Source organism: Mycobacterium sp. NGS27 (assembly GCF_059813005.1).
Genome location: NZ_JCALDT010000004.1, coordinates 498,074 through 512,790 on the forward strand (window position 1 = coordinate 498,074; position 14,717 = coordinate 512,790).

General features: G+C 68.0%; 17 protein-coding genes. 9 read left to right on the forward strand and 8 right to left on the reverse strand.

Features of this window, described 5'->3' with window-relative positions; genetic code table 11:
- The first annotated feature begins 146 nt into the window (after window positions 1-146).
- The 7 genes from lmeA (at window position 147) to AC5Y30_RS13970 (ending at window position 4,047) form a co-directional block, all read left to right on the forward strand.
- Complete coding sequence (gene lmeA, locus AC5Y30_RS13940) at window positions 147-959, forward strand: mannan chain length control protein LmeA (RefSeq protein WP_499918861.1); 813 nt, start codon at window positions 147-149, stop codon at window positions 957-959.
- On the forward strand, window positions 956-1,375 hold the full coding sequence (locus AC5Y30_RS13945) for a thioredoxin family protein (RefSeq protein WP_499918863.1): 420 nt from the start codon (window positions 956-958) through the stop codon (window positions 1,373-1,375). The genes lmeA and AC5Y30_RS13945 overlap by 4 nt, the downstream gene beginning before the upstream one ends.
- A gap of 29 nt (window positions 1,376-1,404) precedes the next feature.
- Window positions 1,405-1,497 carry a putative leader peptide gene (locus AC5Y30_RS13950; protein ID WP_499918864.1) on the forward strand — a complete coding sequence of 31 codons (93 nt, stop codon included), beginning with the start codon at window positions 1,405-1,407 and terminating at the stop codon, window positions 1,495-1,497.
- Window positions 1,498-1,600: 103 nt separating this feature from the next.
- The gene (locus AC5Y30_RS13955; RefSeq protein ID WP_499918865.1) at window positions 1,601-2,071 is read left to right on the forward strand and encodes a DUF4395 domain-containing protein; all 471 of its coding nucleotides are present in this window, start codon (window positions 1,601-1,603) and stop codon (window positions 2,069-2,071) included.
- 36 nt (window positions 2,072-2,107) lie between these two features.
- Window positions 2,108-2,941, forward strand: a complete 834-nt coding sequence (locus AC5Y30_RS13960; RefSeq protein ID WP_499918867.1) for a sulfurtransferase — start codon at window positions 2,108-2,110, stop codon at window positions 2,939-2,941.
- Window position 2,942: 1 nt separating this feature from the next.
- Window positions 2,943-3,245, forward strand: coding sequence for a DUF1416 domain-containing protein (locus tag AC5Y30_RS13965; RefSeq protein ID WP_007777644.1), 303 nt, complete (start codon window positions 2,943-2,945; stop codon window positions 3,243-3,245).
- A 145-nt stretch (window positions 3,246-3,390) separates the two neighbouring features.
- On the forward strand, window positions 3,391-4,047 hold the full coding sequence (locus tag AC5Y30_RS13970; RefSeq protein WP_499918868.1) for a heme-binding beta-barrel domain-containing protein: 657 nt from the start codon (window positions 3,391-3,393) through the stop codon (window positions 4,045-4,047).
- A 245-nt stretch (window positions 4,048-4,292) separates the two neighbouring features.
- Here AC5Y30_RS13970 and AC5Y30_RS13975 read toward each other — a convergent pair whose 3' ends face one another.
- The gene (locus tag AC5Y30_RS13975; RefSeq protein WP_499919054.1) at window positions 4,293-5,162 is read right to left on the reverse strand and encodes an aminodeoxychorismate lyase; all 870 of its coding nucleotides are present in this window, start codon (window positions 5,160-5,162) and stop codon (window positions 4,293-4,295) included.
- A 133-nt stretch (window positions 5,163-5,295) separates the two neighbouring features.
- On the opposite strand from AC5Y30_RS13975, the gene ygfZ reads away from it, so the two are divergent.
- Together ygfZ and AC5Y30_RS13985 are read left to right on the forward strand one after the other, a co-directional pair.
- Window positions 5,296-6,390 (forward strand): CAF17-like 4Fe-4S cluster assembly/insertion protein YgfZ, encoded by a 1,095-nt coding sequence (ygfZ, locus tag AC5Y30_RS13980; RefSeq protein ID WP_499918869.1) that lies wholly within the window; start codon window positions 5,296-5,298, stop codon window positions 6,388-6,390.
- 147 nt (window positions 6,391-6,537) lie between these two features.
- Complete coding sequence (locus AC5Y30_RS13985; protein WP_067354477.1) at window positions 6,538-6,723, forward strand: DUF3073 domain-containing protein; 186 nt, start codon at window positions 6,538-6,540, stop codon at window positions 6,721-6,723.
- A gap of 67 nt (window positions 6,724-6,790) precedes the next feature.
- Here AC5Y30_RS13985 and purM read toward each other — a convergent pair whose 3' ends face one another.
- The 7 genes from purM to AC5Y30_RS14020 all read right to left on the reverse strand — a co-directional run bounded on the left by purM (window position 6,791) and on the right by AC5Y30_RS14020 (window position 14,717).
- On the reverse strand, window positions 6,791-7,885 hold the full coding sequence (purM, locus tag AC5Y30_RS13990; RefSeq protein ID WP_499918873.1) for a phosphoribosylformylglycinamidine cyclo-ligase: 1,095 nt from the start codon (window positions 7,883-7,885) through the stop codon (window positions 6,791-6,793).
- A gap of 71 nt (window positions 7,886-7,956) precedes the next feature.
- Window positions 7,957-9,483 carry an amidophosphoribosyltransferase gene (gene purF, locus AC5Y30_RS13995; RefSeq protein ID WP_499918876.1) on the reverse strand — a complete coding sequence of 509 codons (1,527 nt, stop codon included), beginning with the start codon at window positions 9,481-9,483 and terminating at the stop codon, window positions 7,957-7,959.
- 137 nt (window positions 9,484-9,620) lie between these two features.
- Complete coding sequence (locus AC5Y30_RS14000; RefSeq protein ID WP_499918878.1) at window positions 9,621-10,010, reverse strand: sterol carrier family protein; 390 nt, start codon at window positions 10,008-10,010, stop codon at window positions 9,621-9,623.
- Window positions 10,011-10,014: 4 nt separating this feature from the next.
- A complete protein-coding gene (locus tag AC5Y30_RS14005) occupies window positions 10,015-10,659 on the reverse strand; it encodes an Rv0804 family intramembrane glutamic endopeptidase (RefSeq protein ID WP_499918882.1) in 645 nt (214 codons plus the stop codon).
- A gap of 19 nt (window positions 10,660-10,678) precedes the next feature.
- Window positions 10,679-12,976, reverse strand: a complete 2,298-nt coding sequence (gene purL / locus AC5Y30_RS14010) for a phosphoribosylformylglycinamidine synthase subunit PurL (protein ID WP_499918886.1) — start codon at window positions 12,974-12,976, stop codon at window positions 10,679-10,681.
- A 71-nt stretch (window positions 12,977-13,047) separates the two neighbouring features.
- The gene (locus AC5Y30_RS14015) at window positions 13,048-13,395 is read right to left on the reverse strand and encodes a VOC family protein (RefSeq protein WP_499918888.1); all 348 of its coding nucleotides are present in this window, start codon (window positions 13,393-13,395) and stop codon (window positions 13,048-13,050) included.
- Window positions 13,396-13,409: 14 nt separating this feature from the next.
- Window positions 13,410-14,717 (reverse strand): M18 family aminopeptidase, encoded by a 1,308-nt coding sequence (locus AC5Y30_RS14020; protein WP_499919056.1) that lies wholly within the window; start codon window positions 14,715-14,717, stop codon window positions 13,410-13,412.

Sequence of the window (14,717 nt, forward strand, 5' to 3'; positions counted from 1 at the left end):
CCAAATTCACAACGCCATTAAGCGTTAGTTACCAGGTCGTATAACGATAACGTGTCACCTGGGTTTTTCGCGTGGCGGACGATCCAGTGTGAGGGCCACCACCTTCAGATCCGGCGCGTACCGGCCCTCAGGGCTTACGCCACAATATGCGGGTGCGCAAGGTGCTGATTGCTGTGACCGTGACGGCTATCCTGGTTGCCGTGGTCGTCATCGGCGCCATCGGCGTCGACTATGGGACCAGCATTTATGCCGAATACCGGCTGTCGTCCAGCGTCCGTAAAGCGGCCAGGCTGGGCACCGACCCGTTCGTGGCCATCGTCGCGTTTCCCTTCATTCCGCAGGCGATGCGCGGCAACTACAGCCAGGTGGAGATCAAGGCCAACGCCGTCGACCACGCGATGACGGGCAGGGCCACCCTGGAAGCCACGATGTATTCGGTCGGTCTCGCCCAGGCGTCGTGGCTGATCGGCCCGGACGCCAAGCTCGCGGTGGGCAAGCTGGAGAGTCGCATCATCGTCGACTCGACGCATTTGGGCCGGTTCATGGGCATCAGCGACCTGATGGTCGAGGCGCCGCCCAAGGAAACCAACACCTCCACCGGCGGTGTCACCGCATCGGGTATCTCGGACAGCCACGGGCTGGTGTTCACCGGAACACCAAAATCGGCGGGCTTCGATCGACGGGTCAGCGTCTCGGTCGACCTCTCCATCGCCCCGGATGACCCGGCAACATTGGTAATCACCCCGACCGGCGTCCTCACCGGATCGGACACGGCCAACCAGACGGTGCCCGCGGACAAACAGGACGCCGTGCTGCATGCCTTCAGCGGAAGGCTGCCCAATCAGCGACTGCCGTTCGGCGTCGCGCCGACGACCGAGGGGGCGCGGGGCTCCGACGTCATCATCGAGGGCATCACCCATGGAGTAACCGTGACCCTCAACGGGTTTAAGCAGTCATGACCGTCATAGTCGCGACCGTCGCGGTGCTTGCCGCGGCAACCCTTGCCGGGTGGTTGTTGACCCGGCGCTCCGGACGAATCCGGGAAATCACCTCCACGCCGGACCAGGACATCGACGCCGACATCGCGGCCCTGGGGCTTTCTCGCAGCGGCCCGACCGTGGTGCATTTCAGCGCGCCGTGGTGCGGACCTTGCGAGCGGGTCCGCCGGGTCGTCGAGCAGGTCTGCGACGACCTGCGTGATGTGGCCCACGTCGAGGTCGACCTGGACGCGAACCCGGAGACCGCACGCCGGTATTCGGTCCTGTCCCTGCCCACCACGTTGATCTTCGACGTCGACGGCAGGCAGCGATACCGCACGTCGGGAGTGCCCAACGCCGCCGACCTGCGGTCGGCGCTGAAACCGCTGTTGGCTTGACCACGGTGTCATTAGGTAAGCTGACCGACGTGTCAGCCCGCCTCGAGCCCATGCTCACCCAGCGCCGCGCAGTTCAGCTGTGCCGCACCGCGGGCTGTTGTTGTTGTTGCTGTTGCTGCTGAGTAGCCGCGCCTGCGCGTAGCACTCGGAGCGGCCCGGAATTCAGACCGTGGCACGTCTCCATTCGTCGTATCCGTCAGCAACAGAGGTATCGAGGAGTAGTCCTTGCCAAGCAACACCGCCACCACGCAGCCCGACCTGGTCGACGTGCGCGGACCGCGATTCGCGGCCTGGGTCACCACCGCAGTCCTGGTGCTGGCGCTCATCGTGTCGGCGGCGAGCCCGCTGGTCGCCGCAGTGATTCTGGCCGTCCAGGCCATCATCTTCGCCATCGGCGCGCTCGGCGGGCCGCGCAAGCATCCGTACGGCCGGATCTTCGCCACGGTCGTCGCGCCGCGGGTCGGCCCGGTGCAGGATCGTGAACCGACGGCACCGCTGAAGTTCGCCCAACTAGTCGGATTGATCTTCGCGGTGCTGGGAACGGTCGGGTTCGCGACCGGCGCCGTGCTGTTCGGCGTCATCGCCACCGGGGCCGCCCTGGTGGCGGCGTTCCTCAACGCGGCCTTCGGCATCTGCCTGGGCTGCCAGCTCTATCCGCTGGTGGCCCGCTTCCGACGCACCGCGCGTCCCACCTGACCTGCTGTACCAAAAGCGATTGAAAGGATCCACTCCATGGCACGCTCCGACGTCCTGGTCTCCACCGACTGGGCTGAGAGCAACCTCGACGCCTCAGGCGTCGTCTTCGTCGAAGTCGACGAAGACACCAGCGCTTACGACGCCGGCCACCTCCCCGGCGCCATCAAGCTGGACTGGCGTTCCGATTTGCAGGACCCGGTCAAACGCGACTTCGTCGACGCGCAGCAATTCTCCAAACTGCTCAGCGAGCGGGGCGTCTCCAACGACGACACCGTCATCCTCTACGGCGGGAACAACAACTGGTTCGCCGCCTATGCCTACTGGTACTTCAAGCTGTACGGCCACGACAAGGTGAAGCTGCTCGACGGTGGCCGCAAAAAGTGGGAGCTGGACGGGCGCGCGCTGTCCAGCGACACCGTCAACAGGCCGGCGACGTCGTACACCGCCGCCGCGCCGGACAACAGCATCCGGGCGTTCCGTGACGACGTGCTCGCGGCCATCAACGTCAAGAACCTGGTCGACGTGCGTTCCCCCGACGAGTTCTCGGGCAAGATTCTGGCGCCCGCGCACCTGCCTCAGGAGCAAAGCCAGCGGCCCGGTCACATCCCCGGCGCCATCAACGTGCCGTGGAGCAAGGCCGCGAACGAGGACGGCACCTTCAAGTCCGACGAAGAACTGGCCAAGCTCTACGCCGCAGCCGGCCTGGACGGCAACAAGGAAACGATCGCCTACTGCCGCATCGGCGAGCGGTCGTCGCACACCTGGTTCGTTCTCTATGAATTGCTCGGGCATCGGAATGTGAAGAACTACGACGGCAGTTGGACGGAATACGGCTCCCTGGTGGGTGCCCCGATCGAGTTGGGAAGCTGATATGTGCTCTGCACCGAAACAAGGACTGACGTTGCCCGCCAGCGTCGACCTGGAGAAGGAAACGGTGATCACCGGTCGCGTCGTGGACGGCGAGGGCCAGGCAGTGGGTGGCGCGTTCGTCCGCTTGCTGGACTCCTCCGACGAGTTCACCGCCGAGGTGGTGGCGTCGGCCACCGGTGACTTCCGATTCTTCGCCGCACCGGGATCCTGGACCCTGCGTGCGCTGTCGAAGGCCGGCAACGGTGACGCCGTGGTGGCGCCGTCCGGTGCGGGCATCCACGAGGTCGACGTCAAGATCGCCTGACCGCCAGCCGTCCCCTACGGGGACGCCGCGGGGCGAATAGACTTGTCCCTGTGGTGCTGTTCTTCGAGATCATGCTGGTTGTGGCGGTCGTGGTGATTTCATGGTTCGCCCTGTACACCCTCTATCGGCTCATCACCGACGAGTCGTGACCCCCGACGAGCCGTTGAGTTCCGCCGGCTCCGGCGACCGGGCGGTGGCCGCCGCCGCCGAGCGCGCCAAGCTGACCGCCGGCCGCAACATCCCCTCCTACGATGACCTTCCCCTGCCCGCCGACACCGCGAACCTGCGCGAAGGCGCGAACCTCAGCGATGCCCTGCTGGCGCTGCTGCCGCTGGTCGGCGTGTGGCGGGGTGAAGGCGAAGGCCGCGGGCACGACGGCGACTACAGGTTCGGTCAACAGATCGTGGTCTCCCACGACGGCGGCGACTACCTGAACTGGGAAGCCCGCTCCTGGCGGCTCAGCGAGACGGGCGATTACGAAGAGCGCGGCCTGCGCGAGACCGGATTCTGGCGCTTTGTCACCGATCCCGACGACCCCAGTGAATCCCACGCGATCGAACTGCTGTTGGCCCATTCGGCGGGCTACGTCGAACTGTTCTACGGCCGCCCCTTGACCCAGTCGTCCTGGGAGCTGGTCACCGACGCGCTGGCCCGCAGCAGGTCGGGCGTGCTGGTCGGCGGCGCCAAGCGCCTCTACGGCATCGTCGAAGGCGGCGACCTCGCCTACGTCGAGGAGCGGGTGGACGCCGACGGCGGTCTGGTGCCGCATCTCTCGGCGCGGCTGTCCCGTTTCGTCGGCTAGTAGCGCCCTCCCGATATGGAACGGCCCCCGAGCCGTATTCCTGGTTGGACAAACCGGAAGCTCGGGGGCCGGGTGGCTGCGGGGAATTCGCTAGCGCTGTTGTGACGCCAGCTCTTCCGAGCCACTGCTGCTAGCGCGCAGCCACCTCACATGTCCATGAAGCTATCAATTTCGCGGACCACCTCCCTTCTTGTGTACGACCGACCGTACCGGCGAATCGGCCAGCCGACAACAGAATTCAGCGCTCAGCGATCGCTGACGATGGCGGCGTCGATCAGTTCGGCGAAATCCGCGGCCATCGGCGAGGGCCGCAGCGGTCGGCCGTCGAGGGTATGCACGCGCGCGGCCAAGGTCATGCTGGAGATCAGCCAAACGCCTTGGGCGGCATCCAGATCCGCGACGCGCAGCGCCCGGTAGTCGCAGTCATAGCCCTTGTCCCTGGCCACCTCGAACAGCGCCTGCTGGGTGGTGCCGCGCAGGATCGGATACCACGGCGGCGGCGTCAGCAGGCACGGATTACCGTCCGGCGTCTCAGAGTCGGCGGCGATCACCACTGTCGAGCGCGGGCCTTCCAGGATGTAGCCGTCGGTGCTGACGAAGATCACGTCACCGGCGTCCGCACGGGCGGCATGCCGCAGGGCCGCCATATTGATCGCGTACGACAGGGTCTTGGCCCCGGCCAGCAGCCACGGCATCGCGTCCACTCCGGTGGCGGGCAACCCGCGGTCGAGCGTGATCGCCGCCAGCCCGCCACGCCGGACCGCCGTCACCCGTTCGGGTACGGGATTGACCATCACGTAGGCCGTGGGCACCGAACCGCCCTCGCGACCGCGGCTGTAGATCAACCGCATCGCGCCCTCGTCGGCGTTCCCCGCGCACCAGTGCCGGGTGGCTACCTCGATCGCGCCTCGCCATCGCGGCAGATCGGGCTGGGGCAGGTCGGTCAAGGCGGCCGACTGGGTCAGCCGCTGCAGATGCGGCTCGATCAGGCAGGCCCGGCCGTCGCGGACCAACAGGGTTTCGAAGACACCGTCACCGCGGACGGCTGCGAGGTCGTCGGCGTAGAGCAGGGGCGCGTCGGGCGAATGGATTTCGCCGTCCAGCGTGACGATCACACCCGTTGGGCCGGCCATGGTGGAGAAGCCTATCCAATGACCCGCGAACGTGAAGCTGGCCGCACATTCGGCGGCCAGTGTGAAGCCAGCTTCACACTCGTGGGGAGCGCCCGGCGGTCCGTAGAGTTGACTCGTGACCCGCCCCGTCCCCGCACCCGAGACCGGACCCGACGCCGGTGCCGTCTGGCATTACGGCGATCCGCTCGGCGAGCAGCGTGCGGCCGACACCGACGCGATATTCGTCGACCGCTCCCACCGCGGAGTACTAGCCCTGACCGGGAAAGACCGGCAAACCTGGTTGCACAGCATTTCGACGCAATTCGTCAGCGACCTCCCCGACGGCGCCAGCACGCAGAATCTCAGCCTCGACGGCCAGGGCCGCGTCGAGGATCACTGGGTCCAGACCGAGCTGGCCGGCACGACCTATCTGGACACCGAACCGTGGCGCGCGGAGCCGCTGCTGGGGTACCTGCGCAAGATGGTGTTCTGGTCCGAGGTCACCCCGGCCGAAGCCGATCTGGCCGTGCTGTCGTTGCTCGGTCCGAAACTGGCTGACCGCGCGGTTCTCGACGCGCTCGGGGTGGACACGCTACCCGCCGAGCTGACCGCGATTCCCGCGGGCGACGGCTTCGTGCGGCGGATGCCGGGCACGCCGGCCGGCCCCATCGAGCTGGACCTGCTGGTTCCGCGCGCCGCGGCGGACGACTGGCGAAATCGCCTGGCGCAGGCCGGGGTCCGGCCCAGCGGTGTGTGGGCTTACGAAGCCCACCGGGTCGCGGCCGTGCGGCCCCGCCTCGGCGTCGATACCGACGAGCGCACGATTCCGCACGAGGTCGGATGGATCGGTGGTCCGGGCGCCGGAGCCGTTCACCTGGACAAGGGTTGCTATCGCGGGCAGGAGACCGTCGCGCGGGTGCACAACCTGGGCAGGCCACCCCGGATGCTGGTGCTGCTGCACCTCGACGGGTCGGCGGACCGGCCGTCGACGGGTGATCCGGTACTGGCCGGCGGCCGCACCGTCGGCCGCGTCGGCACCGTCGTGGACCACATGGATCTCGGGCCCATAGCGCTGGCGCTGCTCAAGCGCGGGCTGCCCGCCGACACGGAATTGGCGACCGGACCAGAGGCCTCGGTGGCTGCGGTGATCGACGCCGATTCCCTGCCCGCAACGGAACAGATCGGCGCCGGGCGGTTAGCTGTTGAACGGTTGCGGGGCGGTGCGGGATAATGAACGGTAACGTCCGCCACAGCGAGCAGGGCGCGCCAACGCCCGGTGGCGGGGCACGGTAAAGTGGTTGGCAGGACAATATGACACCAGGAGATCGGAGCCGCCTACTCGTTAGGCCGCTCCGTTATTGCGCGAGGGGGTTCCCCCATGGGCCGCGGCCGGGCTAAGGCAAAGCAGACCAAGGTTGCTCGAGAACTCAAATACAGTTCTCCGCAGACCGACTTCCAGCGGCTTCAGCAAGAGCTGTCAGGGACGGGTTCGGACGAGTCCAGCGAACTGGACGGCGACGGATCCGACGAATCCTGGGACGACCAGGACAGCTGGCGTCGCTAAAGCCAACGCCCCGGCGCCGATGCGTAGTGCATCGGCGCCGCGTTAGATCTACCGGAATCCACGCGTCCTAGAACCTCGGGTGCTGACCCACCATCTTGGCCCGCGGGCCCTCTTTTCCGCCTTTGCCAACGGTGCCCAGCACCCAGCAGTCCAGGTGTCGTGCGGTCAGGATGGCCAATGCGCGGTCGGTGTCTTCGGGGGCCACGATGGCGATCATCCCGACGCCCATGTTGAACGTCTTCTCCATCTCCTCGCGCGTCACGCGGCCGCGCTGGGCGATCATGGCGAACACCGGCGCGGGTGTCCAGGTGCCGCGGTCCATCTCGGCGACCAGGCCATGGGGGATGACGCGTTGCAGATTGCCGGCCAGCCCGCCGCCGGTGACGTGGCAGAAGGTGCGCACGTGGGTTTCGGCCGCGAGCGCCAGGCAGTCCTTGGCGTAGATACGGGTGGGTTCGAGCAGCTCTTCTCCCAGGGTGCGGCCGAACTCCTCGACGTAGCCCTCGAGGTTCATCCGGTCGATCTCGAGGAGCACCGTGCGCGCCAGCGAATATCCGTTGGAATGCAGGCCGGACGAACCCATCGCGATGATGACGTCGCCGGGTTTGACCCGGTCGGGACCCAGCACGTCGTCGGCCTCGACGACACCGATTCCGGTGGCCGAGATGTCGTAGTGGTCCGGTTCCATCAGACCAGGGTGTTCGGCGGTCTCGCCGCCCAGCAGCGCGCAGCCGGCCCGCACACACCCCTCGGCGATCCCACTGACGATGGCGCTCAAGCGTTCCGGCACCGTGCGGCCCACCGCGATGTAGTCCTGCAGGAACAGCGGCTCGGCGCCACACACCACCAGGTCGTCGACCACCATCGCGACCAGGTCCAGCCCGACGGTGTCGTGTTTGTCCATCGCCTGGGCAACCGCCAGCTTGGTGCCGACGCCATCGGTAGACGCCGCGAGCAGTGGCTCGCGGTAGTCACCACGCAGCGCGAACAAGCCGGCGAATCCGCCCAGGCCGCCCAGAACCTCGGGTCGCGTAGCTTTTGTCGCCAGCGGCTTGAACAATTCGACGGCGCGATCGCCGGCTTCAATGTCCACCCCGGCCGAAGCGTAGGTGATGCCCTGACTGCCTTGGTGGCGTCCGGGGCTCTTTCCGGGATCCGTCATCGCGATAAAGGCTACCGGGCGGCGTTCACGGCCGGGATCAAACGTCGGCGATGGGGCGCAACCGAGTTCCCTCAGTGCACGATTGGCACTTCGTCGGCCGCGAGATCGTCGAGGCCGGCGCCGCGCGCGGCATTGGCGAGCATGTGCTCGATGACGTTCTTGCCCAACGCGGTTTCGCCGGGCAGCTCGATCGGATACTGGCCGTCGAAGCAGGCGGTGCACAGCCGCGAGGCCGGCTGCTCGGAGGCCGCGATCAGACCGCGCAGGGAGATGTAGCCCAGCGAGTCGGCGCCGATGGCATGCCGCACCGCCTCGAGCATCTCCTTCTTGTCCTCGACCGCGTTGGCGATCAGTTCCGCCGGTGACGGGAAGTCGATGCCGTAGAAGCAGGGCCATTTGACCGGGGGTGAGGCGATCCGCACGTGCACTTCGACGGCGCCGGCCTCGCGCAGCATCCGCAGCAGTGCGCGCTGGGTGTTCCCGCGCACGATCGAGTCGTCGACGACGATGAGTCGTTTGCCCCGGATCACCTCGCGAAGTGGGTTGAGCTTCAGCCGGATACCGAGTTGACGGATGGTCTGCGACGGCTGGATGAAGGTGCGTCCGACGTAGGCGTTCTTCATCAGCCCCTGGCCGTAGGGAATGCCCGACTCCTGCGCGTATCCGACGGCGGCCGGCGTGCCCGACTCGGGCACGCCGATGACCAGGTCGGCTTCGACGGGACGCTCACGGGCGAGCCGGCGGCCGATCTCCACCCGGGTTGCGTGGACCGACCGGCCGGCGATCGTGCTGTCCGGTCGTGCCAGGTAGACGTACTCGAAGACGCAGCCCTTGGGGGTGGGATTGGCGAACCGCGTGGAGCGGACGCCGTCGGCGTCGATCGCCAGCAATTCACCGGGTTCGATGTCGCGCACGAACGACGCGCCGACGATGTCGAGGGCCGCCGTTTCGGAGGCCACCACCCAGCCGCGATCCAGCCGTCCGAGCGAAAGCGGCCGCACCCCATGCGGATCGCGGCACGCGTACAGGGTGTTCTCGTCCATGAAGGTGAGGCAAAACGCGCCACGCACGGTCGGCAGCAGATCCAGCGCCGCCTGCTCCAGGGTGGCGTCCGCCGCGCCGTGGGCCAGCAGCGCGCCCAAGATGTCGGAGTCCGTCGTCGCCGGCGCCGGGGCGCGCTTGGCGATCAGCCCCTCGTCGCGGGCGCGGGCGGCGAGCTCGGCGGTGTTGACCAGGTTGCCGTTGTGCCCCAATGCGACGCCGGTGCCGGCCGCGGTGTTGCGGAAAACCGGCTGTGCGTTTTCCCACGTCGTGTCGCCGGTGGTCGAGTAGCGGCAGTGGCCGATGGCGACGTGGCCCTGCATGGCACCAAGCGTCTGCTCGTCGAACACCTGGCTGACCAGGCCGAGGTCCTTGAAGACCAGCACCTGGGATCCATCTGCCACGGCGATGCCGGCGGCTTCCTGGCCGCGATGCTGCAGCGCGTACAAGCCGTAATAGGTGAGTTTGGCGACGTCCTCGCCCGGGGCCCATACCCCGAATACACCGCATTCTTCACGGGGTGCGTTGAAGTCCTCTTCGGGTTCTTGGACGGTCACGATTGGGCAGCTCCCCGGGGAACGGTTGGTGACGTAACGGAGTCTACGGGCAGCGTCGCCGCGCCGACGAATCCGCCGGGCGTGTTGAGCGACGAATTGCCACTTCAAATACCTAAAGCTGCAGTTCAGGGTTATGTTCAGCCCATATCGAACAGGGGCAGGCAGTGTCCAATCTCACCGGCTCGCGAACCGGAAAGGCGCAGCGCACCGGTGGGCTGCGCCTCGGCGAACGACAACTTTCCGGTGGCCAGCAGCAGCCAGGTGCGCGGGTCGGTTTCCACCACGTTGGGCGGCGTGCCCCGGGTGTGCGTGGGCCCGGCGATGCACTGCACCGCGACGAACGGGGGGATGCGCAACTCCACGCTCCGCCCGGGTGCCACCGCGGCGAGCGTGCGGGCGGTCAGCCGCACGGCCGTCGCCAATTCCTGTCGGTCAGGCGCCGGACGTGATTCGTCGCCAAGCCAGTCCGCGATCGCCAGTAACGCCTGGCGGGTCTTCACCGGGTCGGCTCTGTCGCGCGGGGCCATGACCTCAGGGTCTCAAAATCCCGCGGCCCGACGACCGGACGGCCAGCACGGCGATGGCACCGGCTTCGTTGACGGCCAAATGCGCCAGCATGGGTGCGGCCAGGCTTCCGGAACGCTCGGCCAGCCAACCGAAGAGCCAGCCCGCGGTTCCGGTGACCAACACCGTGCCGGCGACCGGCTCACCCGTCGCGCGCGCGCCGGCGATGTGCGAGAGGCCAAAAGCGCAGGCCTGCAACAGCCGTCCACCGCGCGCACCGAAAGCAGCGGAGCCCGCGGCCATCAGCGCGCCCCGAAACGCGGACTCCTCCGACCACACTGTGCCCACCGGTATCCGCAGCAGCAGCCACTCCGGCGCCGTCGCCGGTGGCTGGCGGTCGGCCATCGATCGGCGGACGGGCGCCAGCGCGGTCGTCGCGGCGACCGTAGCCGTCACAAAGGATGCGGCCAGCGACCCCGATCGCAAGCCGGCCCATAGCCGGGGCGGACCCAGGCCCAGAGGTGCACGCGTCACCCACACCAGCGCGCCACCCACGCCGGCCTGCAGCACCGTCCGCCACGAGGCCGGCAGCCGCGGACTGACGAAGCTCCAGCCGATCAGCGCGGCGGCCAAAGACAACGCGCCAGTTCGACGAAAATGCGGCGCAGACATCAGGATTCGCTGCGGTCACTCATCCGAAGAGCCGCGGCAGCACCGCCTCGGAAGTCTCGCGCAGTTCGGTCAGTGGGACCGTGAACAGCCCATGGAACTCGACCGCGTCGGAGGCCTGGTCGACCACGCCGATGCGCACCGCCGGCAGTCCTCGCGCCTCGCACATCGACCGGAACCGGCTCTCCTCCGTACGCGGCACCGCCACCAACACGCGACCCGCCGACTCGGAGAACAACGTCACGAACGGGTCGGCGTCCTCGGGAAGCACGATGCGACAACCGGTTTCGCCGGCCAGGGCGGCCTCGATGACGGCCTGCGCGAGGCCGCCTTCGGACAGGTCGTGGGCCGCGGACACCAGGCCGTCGCGCGACGCCGAATGCAGCACCGCCCCCAGCAGCTTCTCGCGGGCCAGGTCGACTCTGGGCGGCAACCCACCCAGATGATCGGCGGTCACTTGGGCCCAGGTGGAACCGTCAAACTCGTCGCGAGTATCGCCGAGCAGCATCAGGGTCTCCCCTGGCTCGGTGCCCAGGCCGGTGGGGATGCGCCGGGCGACGTCATCGATGACGCCCAGCACGCCTACCACCGGGGTGGGCAGGATCGCCGCCGAGCCCGTCTGGTTGTAGAAGCTGACATTGCCGCCCGTCACCGGAATCCCGAGGGCCACACAGCCATCCGCGAGGCCCTTGACGGCCTGCGAGAACTGCCACATCACTCCGGGGTCCTCCGGCGAACCGAAGTTCAGGCAATTGGTCACCGCGACCGGTACCGCCCCGGTGACGGCGACGTTGCGGTAAGCCTCGGCCAGGGCGAGCTGGGCACCGGCGTACGGATCGAGCTTCGTATAGCGGCCGGATGCGTCGGTGGATACGGCGATGCCGCGGCCGGTGGATTCGTCGACGCGCAGCACACCACCGTCGGCATGCTCGGCCAGCACGGTGTTGCCGCGCACGTACCGGTCGTACTGCTCGGTGATGTATGCACGGCTGCACAGGTGCGGACTACCCAGCAGCGCAAGCAAAGTGGCGCGCAGTTCGTCACCGGTGGCCGGTCGTGGCAACCGCGCGGCGCTGTCGGCGTTCAAGGCGTCCTGGGAATCGGGCCGGGCGACCGGCCGGTGGTAGACCGGGCCTTCGTGGGCGACGGTGCGCGGCGGCACATCGACGACTGTCTGGCCGTGCCAGGTGATCTGCAACCGGTCGCCGTCGGTGACCTCGCCGATCACCGTGGCCAGCACGTCCCACTTGCGGCACACTGCCAGGAAGGCGTCGACGTTTTCCGGGGTCACGACGGCGCACATCCGCTCCTGCGACTCGCTGCACAGGATCTCCGCGGGCGTCATCTGCGTGGTGCGCAGCGGCACGGCTTCGAGCTGGATCGCCATCCCGCCGTCGCCGGCTGAGGCCAATTCCGAAGTGGCGCAAGATAATCCGGCACCGCCCAGGTCCTGGATGCCGACCACCAGGTGCCCGGCGTACAGTTCGAGGCAGCACTCGATGAGCACCTTCTCCATGAACGGGTCGCCGACCTGAACCGAGGGCAGCTTCTTGCGGGATCCCTCGCTGTCAAACGTGTCCGAAGCCAGCACCGAAACCCCGCCGATGCCGTCCAGGCCGGTACGGGCACCGAACAGGATGATCTTGTTGCCGGCGCCCGAGGCGAAGGCCAGGTGCAGGTCCTCCTGGCGCAAGACGCCGACGCACATGGCGTTGACGAGCGGGTTGCCGGCGTAGCAGGCATCGAACACCGTTTCGCCGCCGATGTTGGGCAAGCCCAACGAATTGCCGTAGCCGCCGATGCCGCGCACCACGCCGTCGACCACGCGGCGGGTGTCCGGCGCGTCGGCCGCGCCGAACCTCAGCTGGTCCATCACCGCGACCGGCCGCGCGCCCATCGCCATGATGTCGCGGACGATCCCGCCGACCCCGGTGGCCGCGCCCTGGTAGGGCTCGACGTAGGACGGGTGGTTGTGTGACTCGACTTTGAAGGTGACCGCCCAGCCGTCGCCGATGTCGACGACGCCGGCGTTTTCGCCGATGCCGGCCAGCATGCCGGCCCGCATCTCGTCGGTGGTGGTCTCGCCGAAGTACCGCAGGTGCACCTTGGACGACTTGTAGGAGCAATGCTCGCTCCACATCACCGAGTACATCGCCAGCTCGGCGTCGGTCGGCCGGCGTCCCAGGATGGCGCGGATCCGCTGATATTCGTCGTCTTTGAGGCCCAGCTCGGCGAACGGTTGCGGCTCGTCGGGAGTGGAGGCGGCGTGCTCGACGGTGTCGATGGCCTGGGTGCGCGCGCTCGTCCCGGAGACTGTCACGCCAGACAGTCTAGGGCTGGACGCACCCTGGACGCCCAGCTGGCCGAGCCGGGCTGAGCTGCGACCCGCGGCTACTGCCGCACCACGCAGAACACGTTGCCCTCGGGGTCGGCGAGCACCACCCAGCGGAAGCTGTCGCCGAACCGGTGCTGGCCGACCTCGGTGGCTCCGGCCGCCGTCAGCCGCGACACCTCGGCGTCGACGTCGGCCGCGCTCAAATCGAGGTGCACGCGATTCTTGCCTGGCGTCGGGTCGGGCACCTTCTGGAACCCGAGCCGCAGCCCTTCCGGGAAGGTCACCGCCGTGAACTCGTCGGCGAGGATGACGTGCGTCTCGCCGCCGAATTGTTGCGCCCACCAGCCGGCCAGCCCGTCCGGATCGCCGCAGTCGAACGTGACCATTTCTAGGTTTAGCGCCATTGCCGGATCGTAGGTCAGCGGGGCGACAGAAAAGCCTGCATCGCGGCCGAGTAAGCGGCCACGTCGTGTGCGCCCATCAACTCGCGCGCGGAGTGCATCGCCAGTTGGGCTGCGCCGACGTCGACGGTGGGGATGCCCGTCCGCGCCGACGCCAACGGTCCGATCGTCGATCCGCACGGCAGGTCGGCGCGATGTTCGTAGCGCTGCAACGACACTCCGGCCTGCCGGCAGGCCAGCGCGAACGCCGCGGCGGTGCGACCGTCGGTGGCGTAGCGCAGGTTCGGATGCACCTTGAGCACCGGCCCGGCGTTCACCGCGATCGGGTGGCCGGGCTCGTGCCGCTCCGGGTAGTTGGGGTGGGTGGCGTGCGCCATGTCGGCGGAGGCGAGCAGTGAGGCCGGCAGCCGGCGCAGGTAGTCCTCGCGGCTACCGCCGGCCGCCAGCACGATTCGCTCGAGCACGGTGCCCAGCAGATCGGATTGCGCGCCGTGATCCGACGTCGATCCCACCTCCTCGTGATCGAAGACCGCCAACACGGGCAGATAGGCCCCGGCCCGTTCCACGGCCAGCAATGCCTCCATCCCCGCGTAGCAACTGGCCTGGTTGTCCAGCCGGGGCGCACTCAGCAGGCCGGCGTCGGCGCCGACAACAGTCGCGGGAGTCAGGTCGTGGGTCATCAGATCGGCGGCCAGCCCGTCGGTCGGCGCGACTCCGGCGCGCTCCGCGACGTAATCGACGAAAGACCGCGTCGTATCCCCGACACCCCACACCGCGTTGACGTGTCGCTGCGGATCCAGCGTCACCGACTTGCGGTCCTCGGTCAGATGGATGGCCAGCTGCGGCACCCGAAGGATCGGCTCGTCGATGCGCACCAGGTGGTGTGCGACGCCGCCGTCTTCGCCGTCCGCGCGCACCGACAGGCGCCCACTGATACCCAGATCGCGGTCCAGCCACGAGTTGAGCCACGCGCCCCCATAAGGTTCCAGCGCCACCACCCGCCAGCCGGCGACCACCCGATCGGGGTGCTGCTTGACCCTGAGGTTGGGACTGTCGGTGTGCGCCCCGACGATTCGGAACGGTCCGTCGGCGCCGTCCGAATTCCAGGCGACCAGCGAGCCCGCCCGCACCGTGAAGTAGCGCCCGGGTTCGGACGGCCAGCGTTTAGCCTCGCTCAGTTCGGTGTATCCGGCAGCGATCAGCCGGGCGGCCACCGTGGCGCACACGTGAAATGGCGACGGAGAGGCGTCGATGAACTCGCAGAGTCCTTGCGCGCTCGCTGAGGACTTCGCCTGGTTTCGAGGCCCGCCGGACATGTTGAACAT